Source organism: Pseudomonas iridis (genome assembly GCF_017980685.1).
GTDB classification, from domain to species: Bacteria; Pseudomonadota; Gammaproteobacteria; order Pseudomonadales; family Pseudomonadaceae; genus Aquipseudomonas; species Aquipseudomonas iridis.
This window is the reverse complement of the sequence record NZ_JACXXO010000004.1, coordinates 26,430-52,144: the sequence shown is the minus strand read 5'-3', so window position 1 is coordinate 52,144 and position 25,715 is coordinate 26,430. Positions and strand designations below refer to the sequence as shown.

General features: G+C 59.9%; 19 protein-coding genes and 2 pseudogenes. 11 read left to right on the top strand and 10 right to left on the bottom strand.

Going from position 1 to position 25,715, the window contains the following annotated elements; genetic code table 11:
* Positions 1-121 precede the first annotated feature (121 nt).
* The 9 genes and pseudogenes from IEQ42_RS09500 to gap form a co-directional block, all read right to left on the bottom strand.
* The gene (locus IEQ42_RS09500) at positions 122-1,471 is read right to left on the bottom strand and encodes a CoA transferase (protein WP_210703343.1); all 1,350 of its coding nucleotides are present in this window, start codon (positions 1,469-1,471) and stop codon (positions 122-124) included.
* 195 nt (positions 1,472-1,666) lie between these two features.
* Positions 1,667-2,194 (bottom strand): annotated as a pseudogene (locus IEQ42_RS27715) (methyl-accepting chemotaxis protein); the annotation flags it as partial.
* A gap of 330 nt (positions 2,195-2,524) precedes the next feature.
* Positions 2,525-3,532 (bottom strand): annotated as a pseudogene (locus tag IEQ42_RS27710) (methyl-accepting chemotaxis protein); the annotation flags it as partial.
* Between the two features lie 488 nt (positions 3,533-4,020).
* A complete protein-coding gene (locus tag IEQ42_RS09490) occupies positions 4,021-4,416 on the bottom strand; it encodes a YbaN family protein (protein WP_210703341.1) in 396 nt (131 codons plus the stop codon).
* A 167-nt stretch (positions 4,417-4,583) separates the two neighbouring features.
* Complete coding sequence (locus tag IEQ42_RS09485) at positions 4,584-5,180, bottom strand: biliverdin-producing heme oxygenase (protein WP_210703340.1); 597 nt, start codon at positions 5,178-5,180, stop codon at positions 4,584-4,586.
* A gap of 112 nt (positions 5,181-5,292) precedes the next feature.
* Entirely contained in the window at positions 5,293-7,878 is a 2,586-nt protein-coding gene (locus IEQ42_RS09480; RefSeq protein ID WP_210703339.1) for a TonB-dependent receptor, read from the bottom strand.
* Between the two features lie 122 nt (positions 7,879-8,000).
* On the bottom strand, positions 8,001-8,966 hold the full coding sequence (locus IEQ42_RS09475; RefSeq protein ID WP_210703338.1) for a FecR family protein: 966 nt from the start codon (positions 8,964-8,966) through the stop codon (positions 8,001-8,003).
* A 101-nt stretch (positions 8,967-9,067) separates the two neighbouring features.
* Positions 9,068-9,595 (bottom strand): RNA polymerase sigma factor, encoded by a 528-nt coding sequence (locus IEQ42_RS09470; protein WP_042560613.1) that lies wholly within the window; start codon positions 9,593-9,595, stop codon positions 9,068-9,070.
* Between the two features lie 202 nt (positions 9,596-9,797).
* On the bottom strand, positions 9,798-10,799 hold the full coding sequence (gap, locus tag IEQ42_RS09465) for a type I glyceraldehyde-3-phosphate dehydrogenase (protein WP_150686895.1): 1,002 nt from the start codon (positions 10,797-10,799) through the stop codon (positions 9,798-9,800).
* 220 nt (positions 10,800-11,019) lie between these two features.
* Between gap and edd the strand changes: the two genes are divergently transcribed.
* From edd to IEQ42_RS09410, 11 genes are all read left to right on the top strand, one after another.
* Positions 11,020-12,846 carry a phosphogluconate dehydratase gene (edd, locus tag IEQ42_RS09460; protein WP_210703337.1) on the top strand — a complete coding sequence of 609 codons (1,827 nt, stop codon included), beginning with the start codon at positions 11,020-11,022 and terminating at the stop codon, positions 12,844-12,846.
* Positions 12,843-13,793, top strand: coding sequence for a glucokinase (locus IEQ42_RS09455; protein ID WP_210703336.1), 951 nt, complete (start codon positions 12,843-12,845; stop codon positions 13,791-13,793). Before edd ends, IEQ42_RS09455 begins: the two co-directional genes overlap by 4 nt.
* Positions 13,794-13,959: 166 nt before the next feature.
* Positions 13,960-14,691 (top strand): response regulator, encoded by a 732-nt coding sequence (locus IEQ42_RS09450; protein ID WP_042560610.1) that lies wholly within the window; start codon positions 13,960-13,962, stop codon positions 14,689-14,691.
* Positions 14,681-16,150, top strand: coding sequence for an ATP-binding protein (locus tag IEQ42_RS09445; protein ID WP_047300145.1), 1,470 nt, complete (start codon positions 14,681-14,683; stop codon positions 16,148-16,150). The genes IEQ42_RS09450 and IEQ42_RS09445 overlap by 11 nt, the downstream gene beginning before the upstream one ends.
* Before the next feature lie 294 nt (positions 16,151-16,444).
* A complete protein-coding gene (locus IEQ42_RS09440; RefSeq protein WP_210703335.1) occupies positions 16,445-17,704 on the top strand; it encodes a D-mannose isomerase in 1,260 nt (419 codons plus the stop codon).
* Positions 17,705-17,823: 119 nt separating this feature from the next.
* Complete coding sequence (locus tag IEQ42_RS09435; RefSeq protein ID WP_210703334.1) at positions 17,824-19,125, top strand: ABC transporter substrate-binding protein; 1,302 nt, start codon at positions 17,824-17,826, stop codon at positions 19,123-19,125.
* A gap of 145 nt (positions 19,126-19,270) precedes the next feature.
* On the top strand, positions 19,271-20,179 hold the full coding sequence (locus IEQ42_RS09430) for a carbohydrate ABC transporter permease (RefSeq protein ID WP_210703333.1): 909 nt from the start codon (positions 19,271-19,273) through the stop codon (positions 20,177-20,179).
* A complete protein-coding gene (locus IEQ42_RS09425) occupies positions 20,172-21,017 on the top strand; it encodes a carbohydrate ABC transporter permease (protein WP_042560605.1) in 846 nt (281 codons plus the stop codon). The genes IEQ42_RS09430 and IEQ42_RS09425 overlap by 8 nt, the downstream gene beginning before the upstream one ends.
* 2 nt (positions 21,018-21,019) lie before the next feature.
* On the top strand, positions 21,020-22,180 hold the full coding sequence (locus IEQ42_RS09420; protein ID WP_042560604.1) for an ABC transporter ATP-binding protein: 1,161 nt from the start codon (positions 21,020-21,022) through the stop codon (positions 22,178-22,180).
* 131 nt (positions 22,181-22,311) lie between these two features.
* Entirely contained in the window at positions 22,312-23,661 is a 1,350-nt protein-coding gene (locus IEQ42_RS09415; protein WP_042560603.1) for a carbohydrate porin, read from the top strand.
* A 173-nt stretch (positions 23,662-23,834) separates the two neighbouring features.
* Positions 23,835-24,689, top strand: a complete 855-nt coding sequence (locus IEQ42_RS09410; RefSeq protein WP_042560602.1) for a D-hexose-6-phosphate mutarotase — start codon at positions 23,835-23,837, stop codon at positions 24,687-24,689.
* A 147-nt stretch (positions 24,690-24,836) separates the two neighbouring features.
* Here IEQ42_RS09410 and IEQ42_RS09405 read toward each other — a convergent pair whose 3' ends face one another.
* Positions 24,837-25,697: a MurR/RpiR family transcriptional regulator gene (locus IEQ42_RS09405; RefSeq protein ID WP_171057240.1), complete on the bottom strand. Its 861-nt coding sequence runs from the start codon at positions 25,695-25,697 to the stop codon at positions 24,837-24,839.
* Positions 25,698-25,715 lie beyond the last annotated feature (18 nt).

Genomic DNA, 25,715 nt, shown 5'->3' with positions numbered 1-25,715 from the left:
GTGTGCAGATGTGTTCGCTTTCGATTGAATCCACAATCGACTCGATCTTTCAGGTCGATGTATGACGCCAGACACCTCGGTCGGCTCCCTCTCCCTTTGGGAGAGGGCTGGGGTGAGGGCATCAGACCCACTGTGGTCGATGCGAACCCAATTCTGTAGCCGGCAAAGACCACTGCAGCGGCGTCCCGCTGATCTTTAGCGGCACCTGTAACCGATGTGCCAGCCCCCACGGTGTCTGCTCCACCAATAAGCCCTGATCCCGCTCATCCTCAGCGCGCAACGCCTCATCTGTGCCCGGTCCCTGTTCGATCAAGAGCTTCGCCATACGTGCCAGGGACAAGCGCGCCGAACCTCCTTGACCACTGCGCAACCGCTCGCTCAGCAACCTGATCGCAATCGCCGCCATCAGATACCCGGTCGCGTGATCAAGCGCCTGCACTGGCAGGGGCGACGGTTTGTCCGTCTGCTTCCAGCGCTGCCCCGCCTCGGCGATGCCGCTGCTCATCTGCACCAGGCTGTCAAAACCACGGCGATTCTGCCACGGGCCGCTCCAGCCATAGGCATTGAGGCAGACGTCTATCAACCCCGGCGCCAGTTGTCGACGGCGTTCGACACCGAAACCCAGATTCTCCAGGGCATCGGCGCGATAGCCGTGCAGCAACATGTCGGCGTCTTTCAGTAAGTGCTCGAACACTGCGCGATCCGCTGGATCATGCAGGTCCAACCGCGCGCAGCGTTTACCGAGCGTTACTTCCGGCACTACGCCAGGCTCGTTCCAGGTCGGCGGATCGATGCGCAATACGTTGGCACCCAGGCCTGCGAGAAAGCGGCTGGCAGTGGGGCCTGCGAGTACCCGGGTCAGGTCGAGCACTTTGATACCGGCCAGTGGTTGGGCGATAGAGCCTTGCCACGGTTTATTGATTTCGACCTGATCGGCAATCACATGAACAAGTGGCTCGGCATTCACCGCCATTCCCTGCGGATGCTGCTGCCACTTCACCCAGCTGCGCATTTCAGCGGCGCAGCCCTTGGCCTCGACCACGGCTTGCTCCAGCGCCTCGCTGTTCCACTGGGCAACTTTCGCCGCCATTGCTGCGTGGTCGGCGCAGGCACCGAGCACGCTTTCAGCGGCGGCGCGATGGTGCGGGGCATTGGTGTGCAGACGGATCCAGCCATCCTTGGTCGCATAGTCGCCGGCGACCGGGTCCCACAATGGTGGCATGGACCAGCCGATCGGGCGGATAGAAGTGGCAAACCAGAACGAAGCCAGACGACGGTCGACTTCAACCGCCGGTCGACGACCGATGTGTTGATGGAGCAATTCGCTGACTGCTTGCCCGGCAGCGGCAATGCTGGCGCAGGCCAGATCGGTGACGGCAAACGCCGAGGGAAGGGCGCCACGGGCGGTGAACGCAACAGGCGTGTAGGGCAAGCCGAGTGCGGCTTGAATGGACGTGAGTAAATCAGTCATCGAAGGCCCTCCGGAGCGAGAGGGCGATGATAGTAGAAAAGAATGTCGGGCTAGATGAAAACCGATATTCAGGGACACCCTTTGTCCCTGTGGGAGCTGGTTTGCCATCGATAGCGGTGTGTCAGTCGACCCCAGTATCAACTGACCCGCCGTCATCGCTGGCAAGCCATCTCCCACGGGACTTAAGGTGATCCACTAGACGCGGAACTGATCCATCAACTTCATCTGCTGACTGGCCAGCGCATTGAGCTGGCTGCTGATCGCCGCCGACTCCGTGGCTTGCCCGGTCAAGGTTTCAGTCACCGTACGAATCGCCGAGACGTTGCGGTTAACCTCTTCAGCCACTGCGCTCTGCTGTTCGGCGGCGCTGGCAATTTGCAGGTTCATGTCGCTGATCACGGTTACCGCATCACTGATCTTGCCCAGCGCATCCACGGCCTGGCGGATCTGCCCGGCGTTGTTGTGCGCCTGGGTCTGGCTCGAATGCATGGTCGCAACCACGCCGCGAGTGCCGGTCTGAATCTTCTCGATGACGATGCGAATTTCTTCCACCGAATCCTGCGTACGCTTGGCCAGGTTGCGCACTTCATCCGCGACCACGGCAAAACCGCGACCGCTTTCACCGGCGCGGGCGGCTTCGATGGCGGCGTTGAGCGCCAGCAGATTGGTCTGTTCGGCGATGCTGCGGATCACTTCCAGTACCGAACCGATCTGCTCGCTGTTGACCGCCAGTGCTTCGACTTCGGTCACCGCTTTGCTGACCTCATCGGCCAGTTGATTGATGTCGCGGGTGCTGCGCTCGATGATCGACATGCCGTCCTTGGCCGACTGGTCGGCACCTTTCGCGGCGTTGGCCGCGTTCGATGCGCTGTTGGCGACATCGTGGGCGGTGGCGCTCATTTCGTTGGAAGCGGTGGCGACCTGGTCGATTTCGCGGAACTGCACCTGCATGCCTTCGCTGGTCTGACGGGCGATTTCCGAAGACTGGTCGGCAGTGCCGCGAGCCTCGGTGATGCTCTGTTTGATTTGGGCGATGGTCGGTTGCAGCTTGTCGAGGAAGCGGTTGAACCAGTTCACCAGTTCGCCCAGTTCATCCTTCTTGCTGTAGTTCAGGCGTTGGGTCAGATCACCTTCACCGCTGGCGATGTTTTTCAGCATCTCGGCAACGCTGTTGATGGGACGAGTGACGCCGGAAGCGGTGAGCCATATCAGCAGCAGGCCAATCAGACCCGCGACCACAGCCACTGCCAGTGCAGTGATCACACCGGTTTGCTGTGCTTCGTCGAGCACCGCTTGCAGCTTGACCGAGTCGGCCAGCAGCACTTGTTTGGGCAGGTCGATGACCACGCCCCAGGCGCGCGAGTTGCCAATCGGATCGACCGGATACACCGCCCGGATCAGGTCGCCCTGTTCAAGGATTTTCGGCGTTGCGCTGCCGAGCAGTTGCAGCACTTCATTGCCATCGGCACCGAGGGTGTCGCTGATCTTTTTGCCGACCTTGGCCGCGTCGGAACTGTCGGCAGCCAACACGCCGCTGCCTGAAACAATCAGCATGTGCCCGGCGTTGTTGAACAGGTAGCGCTGGGACTCGACGGCCGCTCCTTGCAAGGCATCGAGGGCGATATCGACGCCAGCGACCCCGATGGTTTTACCGTCGACGATCAATGGCACGGAAATGGTCGTCATGAGCATTTCCTTGGTGCCCACGGTGTCGGAATACGGGTCGAGCAAGCAGGTGCGCTTGCTGTCGCGAGGGCAGGTATACCAGCTGTTATAGGGCGTACCGCTGACGCTGAGGGTGGTTTTGGTCAGGTCCTCTTCGTCCATGATCGTGTTCAGTGTTGCGCCACCGGCGCGGCTCCAGTAGGTGGCGAAACGCCCGGCTTCGTTGGACTGACGCGCGGCGTCGTTGACGAACTCGCTGTCCTTGCCATCGAGGCCATCGGGTTCGAAAGCGAGCCAGATGCCGAGCACTTTATCGTTGCGCTCGAAAGCGGTTTTCAGGCTCAGGTTCAATTCTTCACGCAGGGCACCGGCGTCCAGCGAACGCTTGGCGGCCATCACGCGCATGTCCCTGATCTGGTCAGCGAGGGCGGTGATTACCGACAGGCTTTCGCCGAAGGTTTTCTGCACCCGCACCGCCTGTTCGGCGGCTTTGGCCTGCAGCAAGTCTTGCACACTGGCCGTGAGCATCTTGCTGCTGGAATGGCTGACCAGTTCGTCGTTCTGGTTGGTCTGGTAAATGTTCATGCCGACGATCAGCGCAACCACGCCGAGCAGGCACAGGCCGGAGAGCAGAACGATTTTCAGGCGAATGGAAAGAGAGTCGAACATGGGGCGATCTCGCGAATGAATAAACGGGGGGCTGTGGGTACGAGGTACCCGAATCGCCAAATCCATTCAGCGCCATTCAATGCTCATCGGCGTGGAACGCGAGCGCATGAGTTGTTTGCCGACGGACGGTCAGCGCTAAACGTTTGCGCAGGGGAATGTGCTGAAAAGGGGATTGATTACAGGGAAGTTTCAGCTGTGAGACGCAGTGCGTTGTATCAGGAAGGATTTGCGCGTGACTCGGGCCGCGACCAGATCCACAGATTGCCCAACCCCATCCCGGCCATTGCCAGATAGATCGGCCAGCCGTGATCGAGCATTACCAGCATCAACGTCGCACACAGCAACATGCTCACCGTAGCGCTGACTTTGGCCTTGCGCGCGATGATCTTGCCGTTGCGCCAGTTACTCAGGATTGGCCCGAACAGCCGATGATTTTCCAGCCAGGCACTCAGGCGCGGCGAACTGCGGGTGGCCGCCCAAGCGGCGAGGAGGATGAACTCGGTGGTCGGCAATCCGGGTACGACAATAGCGATCAGGCCGATGCCGAGGCTGACATAGGCCAACAGACCGAACAGCAGGCGGGCGAGTTTGGAGGAGGCTGGTTGCGGCATGGGCTCGGGATTGCTGTGAGGCGAGATGGGGATCTTACAGACTTGCGTTGTTCCCTGTGGGAGCTGGCTTGCCAGCGATAGCGGTGGGTCAGGCAACATAAATGGAGACTGACCAGCCCTCATCGCTGGCAAGCCAGCTCTCACAGGGTTTTGTGGCGTGTCGGGTATCAGGCCATTTCGGCTTCTGTGGCGTAAGCCTTTTCCAGCAGCACGGTGAAGCGGTTGAACGCATCGAGCGCGCCTTGCTCGACTTCAGCCTCTTCTTCGGCGCTGAACTGCAGCGAGTCGAGAGTACGCACAAAGCGCTTCCAGCCTTCAGCACGGCCACCTTCAGGCTCACCCAGGTGACGGGCGCCAAAGGTTTCACTCAGCTCCAGCGCCACGGCGCGTTTGATCAGGAACGCAGCACCGAGCTTCGAACCTTCAGAAACAAAGATCCAACCCAGTGCACGCGCCTTGCTCGGATTCTTCACCGCACCGGCGACCGGGCCCGGCACTTCGGTGTCGAGATCTGCCAGGTCGGCCTTCGCCGCGTCGGCGCGGCAACGGGCGGGCAGGTCGGGGACGATCCTGATCAGTTCGGCATCGTTGTAGAGCTCAACCAGTTCCGACTGGAACAGGTATTGCGCGACCACGAAACGGGCAAAGTTGGCGCGGGTTTCAAACGGCGCATGGGCTTTGACCAAGGTGTCGAGTTTGCTGTGCGGCTCGTGGGTGATCTGGTTCAGGCGTTGTGAACGCAGGGCTTTTTCCGAAGAGGTCATGACGTGTCCTTGATAAATGAGGCGCTTGATAACAAGACGAACGGGCAAGCGCCGGACAGTAAAAAAAGCCTCACGGCGCGGTGCTTGAACACGCGCAGTGAGGTGGATGGGGTCAGATGTCCCAGATCAGATTGATCGCGAAGTTGCGACCCGATTGGGTCAGGCGATCAAGGTTGGCCGGTTGCGTCACCGAAGCTTCGCCGACGCTGTCGTAACCGCGCACGTCATCCCACAGCCAGTATTTCTTGTCGGTCAGGTTGTAAATGCCGCCGCTGACGGTGACGTCGTTGGTGACTTTGTAGAACCCGGTCATATCAAGAATGCCGAACCCCGGCGACTTGAACTGGCTGCTGACGCCGTCCGGCGACTTGAAGTTGCTGTCGTCGACGCGATCTTTCTTCTTCACCACGGTCCAGCTCAGCAGGCCGCCGTAGTTGTCCTGGTCGTAGCCCAAACCGAACACACCGGTCAGCGGGTTAACGCTGTTGAGCGGCTCGCCGCTGTCGTTGTTGCGACCGTAGGCATAGGCAATCGAGCCTTGGGTGTAGAGGCCCTGCGGTGCGCCGAACGCGTCAAGGTTCAGACGACCTTTGACTTCAGCACCCTTGATGGTCGCGTGCTTGATGTTGCTCGACTGGAAGGTCAGCTCGTTGTAACCCGGCGACACCGCGTCTTCGTTGATGAAGTCGCGGTACTTGTTATAGAACACCGCCACATCGAATGAGCCATGCTCGAAGTTACCGCGCAGGCCGGTTTCGTAGCTTTTGCTTTTTTCCGGTTCCAGGTCCGGGTTCGGCGCCACGTGGTAACCGGTGGTGCCGTTCTCGAAGCGGCCGTACAGGGCTTTCGCGGTGGGCGTGCGGAAACCTTCGGCGTATTGACCGTACCAGGTGTAGTTTTCGCTCAGGGCGTAGGTCAGGCCGAATTTTGGCGAGACTTTGTGCCAGGTCTTGTTCTTGTCGCTGACCGTGCCTTGGCCATCGGCTGCCACGGTATTGAGGAACTCCTGAGTGATCTTCGGCTTGAGCTGGGTGTAGTCGTAGCGCAGGCCTGGCAGGAAGGTCCAGTCATTCCAGCTGATATGATCCTGGGCGAACAGGCTGTAGGTGTTGATGGTCGGATCCGGGAAATCGGTGGCCTTCACCAACACGTCAGCGGTACTGGTCGCGCCGATCGCGGTGCAGCCACGGCCAACCGCCAGGCACTTGCCGTCGCCGCTGCGCGAACCGGTGACTTTCTGTTGCTTGATGGTGGTGCCGTAGGTCAGGACGTGATCGGTGTCACCGATGGCAAAAGCCTTGTCCAGTTGCGCGTCGAATACCCACTGTTTTTCTTCGTAAACGGTATCGCGGGTGCGCAGTACTTTTCGGGTGATGGGGTAGTAATACTCTTCGGTGCTCTGGTCTGTCTTGGCGATCTGGTGGTTGAGGCTCCACTTGACGTTGTCCACCAGCAAGCTGTCGAGCGCGAAGCGGTGTTCAAGGCCGAAACGCTCACGGGTAATGGTGTCGTTGCCGGTGCGCCACTGGTACATGCCGCCGGGCAATACGCTGTTGGGGATGGTTGGCGCGCCATTGAAGTACGGGCCGCCGTACGCGCTTTTCTGATCGGTGTCGCGATCATCCTTGTACTTTTCGTAAGTCAGGCCCAGGCGCGAATCTTCGTTGTAGTTCCAGCCGATCTTGGCCAGCACGTTGCTCGCCTTGACGTCTTCCGGGTTAGCGGCGGTGCGCTCAAGGCCGGTGCCGTTGTGGCTACCGTAGGAGTCGGTTTCGTGACCGTCGCGCTGGCTGTAGTGCAGCAAACCGTCGAATTGATCGGCACGGCCGGCGACGGTGGCAGATTTCAGCCAGCTCTCATCGGCCGAGCTGTAACCGGTTTTCAGGCGCGCGCCAACATCGTTGCCAGGCTTGATGATGTCGTCCGGATCGAGCGTGTAATAGCTGACGGCGCCGCCAATGGCGTTGCTGCCGTACAGCACCGACGCCGGGCCACGGAGAATCTCGACGCGTTTGACGATTTCCGGGTCGACGTAATTGCGCTGAGTCTTGGCGTACGGACCGTTGAAGAAACCGTCCGGCACTTCGACGCCGTCAACCTGAGTCAGGATGCGGTCGCCGTCGATGCCGCGGATGTTGTAACCGCTGATGCCGCCACGCTGACCGGCCCCGCCAACAGACACGCCTGGCTCATAGCGCACCAGATCCTTGATGGAGTTGACGTTGTTGCGATCGAGTTCTTCACGTGTTTGCACGGTGACGGTGCTTGGCACGCTGTTCACCGACTGTTCCTGGCGGGTGGCGCTGATGGTCACCTGATCCAGATTCAGTGCGCCGCTGCTGCTGCGCTTCTCCAGCACGACGTTGTTGTTGCTCAGCTTGCGGAAGCTCAGGTTGGTCCCCACCAACAGACGCTCCAGAGCTTTTTCCGGTGGCAGCGAGCCGCGCACACCCGGCGACGATATGCCCTGCCCCAGCTCTGCCGGCAAGCCGATCTGCCAACCCGTCACGGTGGTGAACGCGTTGAGCGCCGACACCAGCGGCTGCTGACTGATGGAGAAAGAGTAATCACCCATGTTGCGCGCCGGTTGCTCGGTCGCAGCCATCAGCGGCGCCGTGCCGGCCATGAGGATGGCCGCGGTCAGCAGCGACAATACGCGGGAAGGGGAAGAAGTCTGGCGGGTAAGGCGAAGGGACATCGATAGCGCTCCGTGTCGCACGAATCTTTATAGTTGCTGATTCGTATCCGAGGATGCGAATCAATTGCATTGGCTATAACTAGACGAACGCGCTCACGCTATCGAGTAAAAATAATTCTCATTTAGTTCAAGATGACCAGCGCCGGGAATTCCTGCAGACGCGCCGAGGTGATGTGCGCGAGAGAACGCACCACGTCGAGCGGCTGATCGAGGCGGTAATTTCCGGTCACGGCAACGTCGGCCAACTGCTCATTGTTGTTGATGATCCAGCCCGGATAGTAACGGCGCAATTCGGCCAGCACCTGATTCAGCGGGCAGTTTTCGAACACCAGTCGACCCTGCACCCACGCCAGTTCGGTGGCCGCGTCGAGTTTGGCCGGGCGATCGAAACCGTTGGGGCCGATGCGGATACTTTCCCCGGCAGACAGGCGCATCCGCGCATCGTTGTGGGTGGCGCGCAAATCGACATCGCCACGCTGCACATTGACCTGCGCGATCCCGTCCAGATAGCGCACGGCGAACGCGGTGTCGCGCACGCTGGCCTTGACCGGGCCGGCGTCAATTTCCAGCGGTTGAGTGCGATTGGCTGCGACCTCGAAAAACGCTTCGCCCTGATACAACCGCGCGACGCGCTGCTGATCATCGATGGTGCTGGAGAACGCCGAGTTGGTGTTGAGCAGGACTTGCGAACCGTCCTCCAGTTGCAAGCGCTGACGTTCGCCGACCACGGTCAGGTGATCGGCCTGCAGCCGCATCGGCAGGTTGCTGAAACTGAACAGACCAAGCACCAGAACGGCGGCGGTGGCCAGCGGTTTCCAGTGTGGACGCAGGCGCTGGAGGAAGGTGACTTTCGCGGGTTTCAACGCCAGGTTTTGCGCGCACAGGGCGATTTGCGGACCGTCCCAGATCGCCTGAGCCTTGGCGAACGCCTCGGCATTCAACGGATCCGCCGCCAGCCAGGCATGGAACTGCCGGGTCTGCTCCTCATCCGGGCTGCCGAGCACGATAAGCCAGTCCAGGGCCTGGTCCATTGCCAGTGCGGCATCCTGCGCCGATGAGGGCGAAGGCGAGCGATGGGTGTCCGTCACGGTGTTTCCTCGGGCTTCTGGCGAAGCAGTTTCAAGTTTCAAGCTGCAAGCTGCAAGCCAGACGCGTGAACTGCTTTTCGTTTTTACTTGGGGCTTGAAGCTTACAGCTTGCCGCTGCTGTCGTGTCGTTCGGCGACGCCGATGCAAATGCTCATGATCAATTTGAGTTCTTTCTGCACGGTGCTGAGGGACACGCTCAGTTCTTGCGCGATTTCCTGATAACTGTGCCCGTGCAGGCGGCTGAGGATGAAGATCTGCTGTTGGCGCGGGCTGAGTTGACTGAGACTCACGTTCAAGCGCTCCAGCATTTGTTCGGCGTGGGCGGCGTCTTCGGCGCTGCTGGCCGGGGCGGCGATGCTGTGCACAATTTCTTGCGGCACGTCATCGACCATGGTTCGCGAATGGATCTTGCGCGCACGCAGATGATCGAGCGCAAGATTGCGCGCGGTCTGGAAGACAAAGGGTTCGAGGTGATCGATGGCCCGCTCGTTCAGCGCCCGTGCCACGCGCAGATAGGTCTCCTGCAACAGGTCTTCAGCGGTGCTGTGATTGTTGACCATCCGTTCCAGCGTACGCAGCAAAGAAATGCGCTGGGTGAGGAAGACGTGGTTGAAGCGCGATTGACTCACGGGAGGACCTGATCCATTTCAAGCGAATGATAATGCTTATCATCTAGCTGAATGGTCAAGTATTGATTTTGAATTGGAATAACCGACCTTGTGGGAGCTGGCTTGCCAGCGATGGCGATGGGCCGGGCAATATCCATGTTGGATGTGCCTGCCTCATCGCTGGCAAGCCAGCTCCCACAGGGGTCAGGGGTGGGGCGGGGAATTACTCGGCGTTACACAGCGCCAGGCAGTTATCCAGCATGCGGTTGGAGAAGCCCCACTCGTTGTCGTACCAGGCCAGCACTTTCAGCAGTTTGCCGCTGGATTTGGTGTGGTTGGCGTCGAAGATCGACGACAGCGGGTTGTGGTTGAAGTCGCTGGAAACCAGCGGCAACGTGTTGTAACCAAGAATTTTCGAGTGCTGACTCGCCGCTTTTAGTAAAGCGTTGACTTCTTCGGCAGTGGCTTCTTTCTTCAACTGTACGGTCAGATCCACCAGCGACACGTTGATCACCGGCACCCGCACGGCCATGCCGGTCAGTTTGCCCGCCAGTTCCGGCAGCACCAGGCCCACTGCTTCAGCGGCGCCGGTCTTGCTCGGGATCATGTTCTGCGTGGCCGAACGCGCGCGGTACGGGTCGGTGTGGTAGACGTCGGTCAGGTTCTGATCGTTGGTGTAGGCGTGGATCGTGGTCATCAAACCGCTTTCGATGCCCAGTTCGCGGTGCAGCACTTGCGCCACCGGTGCCAGGCAGTTGGTGGTGCACGAAGCGTTGGAGATGATCTGGTGCGACTGGCGCAGAATATCGTGGTTCACACCGTAAACGACGGTGGCATCGGCACCTTTGGCCGGGGCCGAGATGATCACTTTGCGCGCGCCGGCAGTAATATGCGCAGCGGCTTTGGCACGGTCGGTAAACAGACCGGTGCATTCGAACACTACATCGATTTTTTCCGCAGCCCATGGCAGATCGGCCGGGTTGCGAATGGCGCTCACCGCAATGCGGTCGCCGTTGACGGTCAGGCTTTCGTTGTCGTGCGCCACTTCGGCGTCGAACGTGCCATGAACGGTGTCGTATTTGAGCAGATGCGCATTGATCGAGCTGTCGCCCAGATCGTTGATGGCGACAATCTGCAGATCCTGTCGATAGCCTTGGGTATACAGTGCGCGCAGGACATTACGGCCGATGCGGCCAAAACCATTGATTGCGATTCGAAGAGTCATGGAACAGCGCCGCCGTCGTTTTGTTGTTGGAATTACAAGATTATTCGCATAAAAATAGAAAACAAGCCTTTTTAGTGGCAATATTTTGTTTTATCTACAACGAGTGACCTGAATCAACTGGTCCGAATGATCAAGAAAACCGTCCGTCATCCCGAATGTGCGGGCCCTTGATCAGCATAGACAATCAGGTCGCCATATCCGTTAGCCTGGAGTTCTACACATGCATCCCCGCGTCCTTGAGGTCACCGAACGGCTTATCGCCCGCAGCCGCGCCACGCGTCAGGCTTACCTTGCGCTGATTCGCGGCGCTGCAACTGACGGCCCGATGCGCGGCAAGCTGCAATGCGCCAACTTCGCCCACGGTGTGGCCGGGTGTGGCACTGAAGACAAGCACAGCTTGCGGATGATGAACTCGGCGAACATCGCCATTGTTTCGTCGTATAACGACATGCTCTCGGCGCACCAGCCGTACGAGGTCTTCCCTGAGCAGATCAAAAACGCCTTGCGTGAGATCGGTTCGGTCGGCCAGTTCGCTGGCGGCACTCCGGCGATGTGTGATGGCGTGACCCAGGGCGAGCCGGGCATGGAACTGAGCCTGCCGAGCCGCGAAGTGATCGCCATGTCCACGGCGGTGGCGTTGTCCCACAACATGTTCGACGGCGCGCTGATGCTCGGCATCTGCGACAAGATCGTGCCGGGCCTGATGATGGGCTCGCTGCGTTTCGGTCATCTGCCGACAATCTTTGTGCCGGGCGGGCCGATGGTCTCGGGCATATCCAACAAGGAAAAAGCCGACGTTCGGCAGAAGTACGCCGAAGGCAAGGCGACCCGCGAAGAGCTGCTTGAATCGGAGATGAAGTCCTACCACAGCCCGGGCACCTGCACGTTCTACGGCACCGCCAACACCAACCAGTTGCTGATGGAAGTCATGGGCCTGCACTTGCCGGGCGCCTCTTTCGTCAACCCGAACACGCCATTGCGTGATGCGCTGACCCGCGAAGCGGCGCATCAAGTCACGCGTCTGACCAAGCAGAACGGCAACTTCATGCCGATCGGCGAAATCGTCGACGAGAAGTCGCTGGTCAACTCGATCGTCGCGCTGCACGCCACTGGCGGCTCGACCAACCACACCCTGCACATGCCGGCCATCGCCATGGCAGCGGGCATTCAACTGACCTGGCAAGACATGGCCGACCTCTCCGAAGTCGTGCCGACCCTGAGCCACGTTTATCCGAACGGCAAAGCCGACATCAACCACTTTCAGGCAGCGGGCGGCATGTCGTTCCTGATCCGTGAACTGCTGGGTGCCGGCCTGCTGCACGAAGACGTCAACACCGTGCTCGGCCACGGCTTGAGCAAGTACACCAAAGAGCCGTTCCTCGATAACGGCGAACTGGTATGGCGTGAAGGCCCGGTCGACAGCCTCGACGAAAACATTTTGCGCCCGGTGGCACGCGCGTTCTCGCCGGAGGGTGGTCTGCGGGTGATGGAGGGCAACCTCGGTCGCGGTGTGATGAAGGTGTCTGCCGTGGCCCCGGAAAACCAGATTGTCGAAGCGCCGGCCATGGTGTTCCAGGATCAACAGGATCTGGCCGATGCGTTCAAGGCCGGTTTGCTGGAGAAAGATTTCGTCGCCGTGATGCGCTTCCAGGGCCCGCGTTCCAACGGCATGCCCGAGTTGCACAAGATGACGCCGTTCCTTGGCGTGCTGCAGGATCGCGGCTTCAAAGTGGCGCTGGTGACTGACGGGCGCATGTCGGGCGCCTCGGGGAAAATCCCGGCGGCGATCCACGTCAGTCCGGAAGCTTATGTCGGTGGTGCTTTGGCTCGCGTGCAAGAGGGCGATATCATCCGCGTCGATGGCGTCAAAGGCACTTTGGAAATTAAAGTGGACGCCGACGAATTTGCAGCGCGCGAACCCGCCAAAGGCCTGTTGGGCAACAACATCGGCAGCGGTCGCGAACTGTTCGGTTTCATGCGCGTGGCCTTCAGCTCGGCGGAGCAGGGCGCCAGCGCCTTCACTTCTGCCCTGGAGACGCTTAATTGAAACTGGCTTTGGTCGGTGACATCGGAGGCACCAACGCACGGTTCGCGTTGTGGAAAAACCAGCAACTGGAATCGATTCAGGTGCTGGCCACGGCCGACCATGCCAGCCCGGAAGAGGCCATCAGCCTCTACCTGAGCGGGCTCGGTCTGGCGCCGGGCGCTATCGGTTCGGTCTGCCTGTCGGTGGCCGGCCCGGTCAGTGGCGATGAATTCAAGTTCACCAACAACCACTGGCGGCTGAGCCGCAAAGCGTTCTGCAACATTTTGCAGGTCGAGCAGTTGTTGCTGGTCAACGACTTCTCGGCGATGGCGCTGGGCATGACGCGTTTGCAGCCGGGTGAATTCCGTGTGGTTTGCGAAGGCACCCCAGAACCGTTGCGGCCTTCGGTGGTGATTGGCCCAGGCACTGGCCTTGGCGTCGGTACTTTGCTCGATCTGGGCGAGGGGCGATTTGCGGCGCTGCCGGGCGAGGGTGGTCACGTTGATCTGCCATTGAGCAACCTGCGTGAAACACAGCTCTGGCAGCACATCCACAACGAGATCGGCCATGTCAGCGCGGAGACTGCGTTGAGTGGTGGTGGTTTGCCGCGTGTCTATCGGGCGATTTGTGCGGTGGATGGCCATGAACCGACGCTCGAAACGCCAGAAGCCATTACGGCCGCAGGCCTTGCAGGCGATCCGATTGCCCTGGAAGTGCTGGAGCAGTTCTGCTGCTGGCTCGGCCGCGTGGCCGGTAACAACGTACTGACCACGGGCGCACGGGGTGGGGTGTTTATCGTCGGTGGGGTGATTCCGCGTTTTGCCGACTTCTTCCTTGAAAGTGGTTTTGCCCGCAGTTTTGCCGACAAGGGCTGCATGAGCGATTACTTCAAAGGCATTCCGGTGTGGCTGGTGACGGCCCCGTATTCCGGGCTGGTTGGCGCCGGTGTGGCCCTCGAACAGGCTTGATACCGAGTTGCTCTCATCGCTGGCAAGCCAGCTCCCACAGGTTGTGTGAACGACAAAGATCTTTGTGGGAGCTGGCTTGCCAGCGATGGGGCCAGAACAGACAACAAATTTCCAAGGTTCATCAGGCATAATCCGCCCCAATTCCAACAACAAGGATGCCTTCGAAGTGAGCTCAGTCAACAAGTCGATATTGTTGGTCGATGACGACCAGGAAATACGCGAGTTGCTGGAAACCTATCTGACCCGCGCCGGGTTTCAGGTACGGGCCACAGCCGATGGCGCCAGTTTCCGTCAGGCCCTCAACGAGGCGCCGAGCGATCTGGTGATCCTCGATGTCATGCTGCCCGACGAAGACGGTTTCAGTCTGTGCCGCTGGGTGCGTCAGCATCCGCGTCAGGCGCAGGTGCCGATCATCATGCTCACCGCCAGTTCCGACGAGGCCGACCGGGTCATCGGTCTGGAGCTCGGCGCCGACGATTACCTCGGCAAACCCTTCAGCCCCCGCGAACTGCAGGCGCGCATCAAAGCGCTGCTGCGCCGCGCACAATTCGGGCAGGAACGCAGCGGCAGTGAAGTGCTGGCGTTTGACGATTGGCGGCTGGACATGGTCAGTCATCGGCTGTTTCACACCGATGGCGAGGAAGTGATTCTGTCCGGTGCCGATTTCGCTCTGCTGAAACTGTTCCTCGATCACCCGCAGGAAATTCTCGACCGCGACACCATCGGCAACGCTACTCGCGGCCGTGACCTGATGCCGCTCGATCGTATTGTCGACATGGCCGTCAGCCGCTTGCGCCAACGTCTGCGTGACACGGAAAAGCCGCCACGGCTGATTCGCACGGTACGCGGCAGCGGCTATCAACTGGCAGCCAACGTGGTTGCCGGCAATGGTCACTGAGTCGCTGCGCCGGCTCGCCAGCAAAGTGCCGGTGCCGCGTTCGCTGCTGGGGCGGATGTTGCTGCTGACCTTGCTCGCGGTGCTGTTTGCGCAGACTTTGTCGAGTGTGATCTGGGTTTCGCAATTGCGCGCCACCCAGCTCGAAGGCCTGGTCACCAGCGCTCGCAGCCTTGCTCACTCGATGACCGCCAGCGTCAGTTATTTTCGTTCGTTGCCGGTGGCCTATCGGCCGCTTGTGCTTGATCAATTGCGCAGCATGGGCGGCACGCGGTTTGTCGTAACGCTCAACGACAAACCGCTGGGCATGGACGTGCTGCCTGTCACACCGCGGAAAGCCGCGGTGATGAAAGCGGTCGACGAAGTGCTGCGTCAGTCCCTCGGTCAAGACACCGACATCTCGGTGTCTTTCGTCAGTCCCGAGGATCTGCGCATCTTCAACGCCGGGCTGAAACTCGATGAGTTGCCGCGCTCCTGGGCGCACTACGCGCTGACCCTTGAGCCGGTGAATCCGCCGGTGCTGGTCACGCAGATTCAGATGGCGCCGGGCGAATGGCTGTACATCGCCTCGCTGTTGCCCGAGCCCTACACCAGTCTCGAAGAGCAAGGCCTGCCGTCGCAGCAAGTGTGGTTCATCGTCCTCACCAGCGGCTTTCTGCTGCTGTTCATCGGTGTGCTGGTGCACTGGCAGAGCCGGCCGCTCAAGCGGCTGGCCCGAGCCGCGCGGGATCTGTCGCTGGGCGCCGACGTCGAACCGGTGGCGGAGGGCGGCGGCAGTGAAGTGGTCGAGGTCGGCCGCGCCTTCAACACCATGCGCGAGCGCATCAGCCGTTACCTGACCGAACGCAGCCAATTGTTCAGCGCGATTTCCCATGACTTGCGCACGCCGATCACCCGTCTGCGTTTGCGCGTCGAACTGCTCGAAGACGAACAGCTGCAAATCAAGTTTGGTCGTGATCTGGATGAGTTGGAACTGCTGGTCAAAGGCGCGTTGCAATGCGTGAAAGACACTGACATCCACGAAAACATCGAACCGGTCGATCTCAATCATGTGCTCGATTGCCTGGTGGAACCGTATCTGGCGCCTAACGGCAATGGTCGCGTGACCCAGCATGGGCGGGCGCTGGCGGCGTATTCGGGCAAACCTTTGGCGTTGAAGCGCTGCATCGGCAACCTGATCGACAATGCGTTGAAGTACGGACAGAACGCGCATCTGCACATTGATGACGATGAAAGTGCATTCGTCCTGCACGTCGATGATGAAGGGCCGGGCGTGCCGGAGCAGCGGCTGGAGCAGGTGTTTGAGCCGCACTTCAGGTTGGCGGGGCAGCAGCAGGGGTATGGGCTCGGCCTCGGGATTGCGCGCAATATCGCTCATAGCCATGGCGGTGAGGTGACGTTGCAGAACCTGCGTGAGGGCGGGTTGCGGGTGACGTTGCAGTTGCCGCGGTCGATGGATTGAAGATCAAAGAGCCCCTCACCCTAGCCCTCTCCCGGAGGGAGAGGGGACTGACTTAGTAGTCTTGCGTCATACATCGACCTGAAACACTGAGTCGATTATGGATTCGCTGAGAAACTTTCAGGTCGGCGTAACTCTTCAATACCCCGCGGTCGGCCCCCTCTCCCTTCGGGAGAGGGCTGGGGTGAGGGTTGTTCTTTGTCACGGTCTGGTGACAAACCCCGTCCCCTTCGTTACAAGCCCAACCCGGCCCGTTGTTTAGACTCCCCGCAGTCATAACAACAAAAAAGGCCCCCCATGGACCACTTCGAATCCGGCTTCAGCAGCTGGCTCAATGCCCCCGCGCACCTGCAATGGCTTGCCGCCGAAGGCCTGCGCCTGCTGGATTTCGCCAAGGCGTCACGCCTGCCCGAAGGCTTCGGTAACCTCGACGAACGCGGCCGTTTGCCTGCGAACGCACTTGCCGAAACCATGAACACTGCACGCATGACCCACAGCTTCGCCATGGCCCACATTCAGGGTTTGCCGGGATTTGCCGAACTGGTCGATCACGGCATTGCCGCCCTGCGCGGGCCGTTGCGTGATGCGCTGCACGGCGGCTGGTTTGCGGTGGCCGAGCATCGCGATGACAACACGGGCAAGAACGCTTACTTGCACGCCTTCGTTGCACTGGCGGCGAGCTCGGCGGTGGTCGCACGACGTCCCGGCGCGCAGGCGCTGCTCGATGATGCGATCGACATCATCGACACCTATTTCTGGAGCGAAGAAGAGGGCGCCATGCGCGAATTCTTCAATCGTGACTGGAGCGAAGAGGAAGCCTATCGCGGCGCCAACAGCAACATGCACGCGACCGAAGCGTTCCTCGCGCTGGCCGATGTCACTGAAGACCCACGCTGGCTGGTGCGCGCCCAACGTATCGTCGAGCGGGTAATTCATGGTCATGCTGCTGCCAACGATTATCGGGTGATCGAGCACTTCGACCGCGACTGGCAACCGCTGCGCGAGTACAACCATGACAATCCCGCCGACGGTTTCCGTCCTTACGGCACCACGCCGGGACACGGTTTCGAGTGGGCGCGGCTGTTGCTGCACCTCGAAGCGGCGCGAGTGCAGGCCGGCATGCTTACCCCCGGCTGGCTCGCCACCGACGCGCAGAAACTCTTCGAGCAAAACTGCCGTTACGGTTGGGATGTCGATGGCGCGCCGGGCATTGTCTACACCCTCGATTGGAACAACCAAGCCGTGGTCCGCCATCGCTTGCACTGGACGCATGCCGAGGCCAGTGCTGCGGCCAGCGCTTTGCTCAAGCGCACCGGCGATGATCAATATGAAACCTGGTACCGACTGTTCTGGGATTTCTGCGATGTGAATTTCATCGACCGCTGCGACGGCAGTTGGCACCACGAACTCAATCCGCAAAACATTCCAAGTGCCGATATCTGGCCGGGCAAACCCGATCTGTATCACGCCTGGCAAGCGGTGCTGATTCCGCGTCTACCCTTGGCGCCGAGCATGGCCACTGCGCTGGCGCGCTTGTCCCAGAGCATTCCTGTGTAACCATGTGGTGACATTCGCGCGTCCCTTCGTTACCTGCGAGGGGAATCGCCCTGTTTAAACTCCTGTGCAGCGCAAGCACCAGACTTGCAATGCATAACAACAAGAAAGGTACATCTCAGATGAATGCGATTTCTCGCCTCGCTACTGTCATTTCTGTCGCCTCCCTGTTCCCGCTCGCAATTCTGCCTCTCAGTGTTTCCGCTGCCGAATCCAAAGGTTCGGTGGAAGTCGTGCACTGGTGGACCTCAGGTGGCGAAAAAGCTGCCGTTGATGTGCTCAAGGCCCAAGTCGAAAAAGACGGTTTCACCTGGAAAGACGGCGCTGTCGCCGGTGGTGGCGGTGCGACTGCCATGACTGTGCTGAAAAGCCGTGCAGTGGCCGGCAACCCGCCAGGCGTTGCCCAGATCAAAGGCCCGGACATCCAGGAATGGGCGTCGACCGGCCTGCTCGACACCGACGTTCTGAAGGACGTTGCCAAGTCGGAAAAGTGGGTCAGCCTGCTCGACAAGAAAGTCTCCGATACCGTGAAGTACGACGGTGATTACGTGGCCGTACCGGTGAACATTCACCGTGTGAACTGGCTGTGGATCAACCCGGAAGTCTTCAAGAAAGCCGGCATCGAAAAAGCCCCGACCACCCTCGAAGAATTCTACGCCGCTGGCGACAAGCTCAAGGCTGCGGGCTTCATTCCGCTGGCTCACGGCGGTCAGCCTTGGCAGGACAGCACCGTGTTCGAAGCCGTTGTGCTTTCGGTCATGGGGGTTGATGGCTACAAGAAAGCCCTGGTCGACCTCGACAACGCTGCGCTGACTGGCCCGGAAATGGTCAAGGCGCTGACCGAGCTGAAGAAAGTCGCGACCTACATGGACGCCGACGGCAAAGGCCAGGACTGGAACCTGGAAGCGGCCAAGGTCATCAATGGCAAGGCCGGCATGCAGATCATGGGTGACTGGGCCAAGTCCGAATGGACCGCCGCGAAGAAAATTGCCGGCAAGGACTACCAGTGCGTAGCGTTCCCGGGCACCGATAAGGCGTTCACCTACAACATCGACTCGCTGGCCGTGTTCAAGCAGAAAGACGCGGGCACCGCGGCGGGTCAGCAGGACATCGCCAAAGTCGTGCTGGGTGAAAACTTCCAGAAAGTCTTCAGCATCAACAAAGGCTCGATCCCGGTACGAATCGACATGTTGAACGACATGGAGAAACTCGGTTTCGACTCCTGCGCACAAACGGCTGCCAAAGACTTCCTGGCGGACTCCAAGTCCGGCGGCCTGCAGCCGAGCATGGCGCACAACATGGCGACCACGCTGGCCGTACAAGGCGCGTTTTTTGACGTAGTCACCAACTACATCAACGACCCGAAAGCCGACCCGGCCGACACCGCCAAGAAACTCGGCGCGGCGATCAAGTCGGCCAAATAACCAAACGCAGGCTCGAACCTTGTGGGAGCGAGCCTGCTCGCGAAAGCGGTGTGTCAGTTAACCGATGTGTCGACTGATACCACGCCTTCGCGAGCAGGCTCGCTCCCACCAGGGAATGCCTTGCCATCTTATTCTGGATTTCCCCATGAGTTCTGTTGCTGTGTTCAGCAAAGCCTCGCCGTTCGATGCATTGCAACGCTGGCTGCCCAAACTGGTGCTGGCGCCGAGCATGTTCATCGTGCTGGTGGGCTTCTATGGCTACATCCTGTGGACGTTCGTTCTGTCGTTCACCACCTCGACATTCCTGCCCAACTACAAGTGGGCCGGTCTGGCGCAATACGCGCGGTTGTTCGACAACGATCGCTGGTGGGTCGCGAGCAAGAATCTCGCGATGTTCGGCGGTATGTTCATCGGCATCACTTTGGTGATCGGCGTGCTGCTGGCGGTGTTCCTCGACCAGCGTATCCGTCGTGAAGGCTTTATCCGCACCATTTACCTGTACCCGATGGCGCTCTCGATGATCGTCACCGGTACCGCGTGGAAGTGGCTGCTCAACCCGGGCATGGGCCTGGACAAATTGTTGCGTGACTGGGGCTGGGAAGGCTTCCGTTTCGACTGGCTGATCGACCCGGATCGCGTGGTGTATTGCCTGGTGATCGCGGCTGTATGGCAAGCCTCGGGCTTCATCATGGCGATGTTCCTCGCCGGCCTGCGCGGTGTTGATCAATCGATCATTCGTGCCGCGCAGATCGATGGCGCGAGCATGCCGCGCATCTACTGGACAGTCGTGCTGCCAAGCCTGCGTCCGGTGTTCTTCAGTGCCGTGATGATTCTGGCGCACATCGCTATCAAGAGTTTCGACCTGGTCGCGGCGATGACGGCAGGTGGTCCGGGTTACTCCTCCGACCTGCCAGCGATGTTCATGTACTCCTTCACCTTCAGTCGCGGCCAGATGGGCATGGGCTCGGCCAGTGCGATTCTGATGCTCGGTGCGATTCTCGCGATCATCGTGCCTTACCTGTACTCCGAGCTGAGGACCAAGCGTAATGACTAGTCTCGCTGCCAAATCCCCCATCAGCCTGAGTCGCATCGCGATCTACGCGGTGCTGATCCTCGCGGTGCTCCTGTATCTGGTGCCGCTGGTGGTCATGCTGCTGACCAGCTTCAAGACCCCGGAAGACATCGGCACCGGCAACCTGCTGAGCTGGCCGACCGTGGTCACCGGCATCGGCTGGGTGAAAGCCTGGGCCACCGTCGACGGCTACTTCTGGAACTCGATCAAGATCACCGTCCCGGCCGTGATCATCTCCACCGCCATCGGTGCGTTGAATGGCTATGTGCTGTCGTTCTGGCGCTTCCGCGGTTCGCAACTGTTCTTCGGCCTGCTGCTGTTCGGCTGCTTCCTGCCGTTCCAGACCGTGCTGCTGCCGGCCTCGTTCACCCTCGGCAAGATGGGCCTGGCGAGCACCACCACCGGCCTGGTGTTCATCCATGTGGTTTACGGCCTGGCGTTTACCACGCTGTTTTTCCGTAACTACTACGTGAGCATTCCCGATGCATTGGTGAAGGCCGCACGCCTTGATGGCGCGGGGTTCTTCACCATTTTTCGGCGGATCATTCTGCCGATGTCGACGCCGATCATCATGGTTTGCCTGATCTGGCAGTTCACCCAGATCTGGAACGACTTCCTGTTCGGTGTGGTGTTCTCCAGCGGTGATTCGCAACCGATCACGGTGGCGCTGAACAACCTGGTCAATACCAGCACCGGCGCCAAGGAATACAACGTTGATATGGCAGCGGCGATGATCGCCGGCCTGCCGACCCTGCTGGTCTATGTGGTCGCAGGCAAGTATTTCGTGCGCGGGCTGACGGCCGGCGCGGTCAAGGGGTAATCATGGCAACGCTCGAACTTCGCAACGTAAACAAGACTTATGGCCCCGGCCTGCCGGACACCCTGAAGAACATCGAACTGTCGATCAAGGAGGGTGAGTTCCTGATCCTCGTCGGCCCGTCGGGCTGCGGCAAGTCGACCCTGATGAACTGCATCGCCGGGCTGGAAACCATCACCGGCGGCGCGATCATGATTGGCGATCAAGACGTCAGCGGCATGAGCCCCAAGGATCGCGACATCGCCATGGTGTTCCAGTCCTACGCCTTGTACCCGACCATGAGCGTGCGCGAGAACATCGAGTTCGGTCTCAAGATTCGCAAGATGCCGCAGTCGGCGATCGACGAAGAAGTCGCTCGCGTGGCCAAGCTGTTGCAGATCGAACACTTGCTCAACCGCAAGCCGGGCCAGCTCTCCGGTGGTCAGCAACAGCGTGTGGCGATGGGCCGTGCGTTGGCGCGTCGGCCGAAGATTTATCTGTTCGACGAACCGCTGTCCAACCTCGACGCCAAGCTGCGCGTCGAGATGCGCACCGAAATGAAACTGATGCACCAGCGTCTGAAAACCACCACGGTGTACGTGACCCACGACCAGATCGAAGCGATGACCCTGGGCGATAAAGTGGCGGTGATGAAGGACGGCATCATTCAGCAGTTTGGCACGCCAAAAGAGATCTACAACGACCCTGCCAACCTGTTCGTGGCGAGCTTCATCGGTTCGCCGCCGATGAACTTCATCCCGCTGCGTCTGCAACGCAAGGACGGTCGTCTGTTGGCGCTGCTCGACAGCGGCCAGGCCCGTTGCGAACTGCCGATGGGCATGCAGGACGCCGGTCTTGAAGACCGCGAAGTGATCCTCGGCCTGCGCCCGGAACAGATCGTTCTGGCGAACGGCGAGGGCAACGGCCTGCCGAGCATTCGCGCTGAAGTGCAGGTTACCGAGCCGACCGGTCCGGACACGCTGGTGTTCGTCAATCTGAACGACACCAAGGTCTGCTGCCGTCTGGCGCCAGACGTGGCGCCGCAAGTGGGCGAGAGCCTGACGCTGCAATTCGATCCGTCGAAAGTGTTGTTGTTTGATGCCAAGACTGGCGAGCGCTTGGGCGTTGCCGGTCAAGCGCAGACCGATGCGCGGTCTGCGAACGTGGCCCAATTCAAAGGCCGGTGAAGAACAAATGTGGGAGCGAGCCTGCTCGCTCCCACAAAGGAGCACGCGGTGGATTGCCTGTAATCCACCGCACTTTATGTAAACCGCGTTAGATAAAAACAGTTAATAACAATAAAGACGAGGATGTAGGGATGAAAATGAAACACGTCAATGCCCGTTTGATCTGCCAAGTGTCAGCTGCGGCAGCACTGGTGCTGGCCGGTAACGCGATGGCGGCGGATGCTTTCAGCTCCGACTCCAAATGGATGACCGGTGACTGGGGTGGCGAGCGGACCAAGCTGATCGAGCAGGGTATCGACATCAAGGCCGACTACGTTGGGGAAGTCGGTGGCAACCTGAACGGTGGCTTCAACGACGACAAGACTGCGCGTTACGCTGACCAGTTCGGTCTGGGCGTGGCACTTGATCTGCAAAAGCTGTGGGGCTGGGACAACACTCAGGCCAAGATCCAGCTGACCAACCGTAACGGCTACAACATCTCCAACGACCGTGTTGGTGATCCGCGTGCCGGCACCTTGAGTTCGTCGCAGGAAGTCTATGGCCGTGGCCACATGGTGCGTCTGACCCAGTTGTGGATTCAGCACCAGTTCTTCGACAACAAACTCGACGTCAAGGCCGGTTACTTCGGTGAAGGCGAAGACTTCAACACCTTCCCGTGCGACTTCCAGAACCTGGCGTTCTGCGGTTCGCAAGTGGGTAACTGGGCGACCAACATCTGGTACAACTGGCCCGTCAGCCAGGCCGCGATCCGTGTGAAGTACAACATCAATGATGAGCTCTACGCTCAGATCGGTGCGTACAACCAGAACCCGTCGCAACTTGAGCACGGCAACGGCTTCAAACTCAGCGGCAGCGGCACCAAAGGCACCGTTTTGCCGGTCGAACTGGTCTGGTCGCCGAAGGTTAACAGCCTGCCGGGCGAATACCGCGTCGGTTACTACAAGAGCACGGCGGACGCTGATGATGTTCGTGAAGACATCAATGGTTTCGACGCTGCCACTACTGGCGACGCCTACAAGACCCACAGCAGCAAAAGCGGTTACTGGTTCGTGGCGCAACAGCAACTCACCAGCCATAACGGTGATGCGACCCGCGGCCTGAACATCGCGGCCAACGCCACGTTCCACGACAAGGACACCAACTTCATCGACAACTATCAGTCGGTGATGTTTGTCTACAAAGGCCCGTTCGACGCGCGTCCCAAGGATGACGTCGGTATCGGCGCGGCGCGTATCCACGTCAACAAGGACGTGAAGCGCAACGCTGAACTGCTGAACGCTTCCAACGGTGTGTCCGACTACGACAATGCCGCGTTCTCGCCAATTCGTGAAACCGAATACAACTACGAGATCAACTACGGCTTCCACGTCACCAACTGGCTGACCGTGCGTCCTAACCTGCAATACATCACACACCCGGGCGGTGTTGATGAAGTGGACAACGCTCTGGTCGCCGGCCTGAAAATTCAGTCGGTGTTCTAACGAGTCTGCGATAAGCTCCTCTCTATGTGCGCATATTTGCGGACAGCGAGGGGCGTTCTCAATTGTTTGTACCCGCCGCGGTGGGAAAAACAATTGAGAACGCCCCTTAGGCTGTCCGCTTTTTTTTGGGGCAGGCGCCGCCCTGTGAAAGACGATTTCAGGACTGTGGTCCCATGCATGAGCATCCGCTGCAACGCTTCTTCAAATCCCTGCGCGAGCAACCTGTTTTCGCTTGGGAGCGCTATCAGATGCGCGACGTGTTGGTGATCGATCATCCGCTGTGTCAGGCGGTGTTCAGTCGTCAGGGCGCGCAGTTGCTGCACTTTCAGCCGCGCGGGCAAAAGCCGTGGTTGTGGTGTGCTGCGAAGTGGCCGCATGTGGGTGCGATCCGTGGTGGCGTGCCGGTGTGCTGGCCGTGGTATGGCCGCCATCCAAGCGAAAACGCGTGGCCGTCCCATGGTTGGGCGCGCCTGCTCGACTGGAAGTTGCTAGACAGCAGCAGCGCTGAAGATGGCGTGCGCCTGCACTGGCAATTGCAATTGTGCGACTGGCAGGTTGACCTGCACGCGCACCTTGGCGAACGCATGGAATTGCGCTTGAGCACCGAGCATCAGGACGACATGCCATGCCAGTTGAGCCAGGCTTTGCACGCTTACTGGCGTATTGGCGATGTCGGTGAGATAGCGCTGTCTGGGCTCGAAGGCGCGCAAGGTTATGACCAGTTGAACCGCCAGGCTTGCCAGCAGGAAGGCGAGTTGCGCGTCGACGGCGGCTGTCAGCGGGTGTTCCAGCATGACGGCGAATTACAGCTCAAGGATCACGCCTGGCAGCGCGAGTTGTGCATCGATACGGGTGACAGTGCAGACACGGTGGTGTGGCATCCGGGCTCGCGGCCGTTGCTGGGCGTTAGCTGGGATGAGGTGTTGGAGTTTGTGTGTGTTGAAGCCGCGGCGGGGGGCACCGACAGTCTGCATCTGGCGCCGGGGGAGAAGGCACATTTGAGTTTGCAGGCATGGGCGGCTGCCTGAATTTGTACTGTTGCTGCTGGCCCCATCGCTGGCAAGCCAGCTCCCACAGGTTCGGTGGTAGTCATCGATTTTGCGTACGACGCCGACACTGTGGGAGCTGGCTTGCCAGCGATGAGGCCGGATCATTCAATAAAGAATCATCAGACCTCAGTTGAACTCGTCACCCACCGGATACCGGCTCGCATTCAAGCTCTCTTTGATCTTGCGCAGATGCGGCTGGAAATCCACCCCGCGACGCAACGTCATTCCGGTCGCCAACACATCCAGTACGGTCAACTGAATGATCCGCGAAGTCATCGGCATATAGATGTCGGTGTCTTCCGGCAATGGAATGTTCAGGCTCAAGGTGCTGGCCTTGGCCAGCGGCGAATTCTCGGCGGTCAAACCCAGCACCGAAGCACCGTTCTCGCGAGCAATGCGCGCCACTTCCACCAGTTCGCGGGTGCGGCCGGTGTAGGAAATGATCACGAACAGCTCGCCGGTGTGCGCCACCGAAGCAATCATCCGCTGCATCAACACATCGGCATGCGCTGTCACCGCCAGGTTGAAACGGAAAAACTTGTGCTGCGCATCCAGGGCCACCGGCGCCGAAGCCCCGAGACCGAAGAAGTGAATCTGCCGCGCCTGAATCAACAGGTCGACGGCACGGCTGATCAGGTTCGGATCAAGCGCCTGACAAGCGCTGTCCAGTGAGGCAATGGCGCTGCCGAAAATCTTCTGCGTGTACGCTTCGGGATTGTCATCGGCCTCGACCGCCCGGCTGACATACGCCGCGCCGCTGGCCAGGCTCTGCGCCAGTTGCAGCTTGAGCTCGGGGTAGCCGCTGACGCCGAACGAGCGGCAAAAACGGTTGACCGTCGGCTCACTCACCGACGCTGCCTGGGCGAGGGCGGCGATGCTGAAGCGGGTGGCCTGCTGCGGGTTGAGCAGGATCACTTCGGCGACTTTGCGTTCGGCCTTGTTCAGGTCTTCAAGGCGACTCTGGATCTGTTCCAGTAAATTTCGCACGCGATCCATATGGAATTC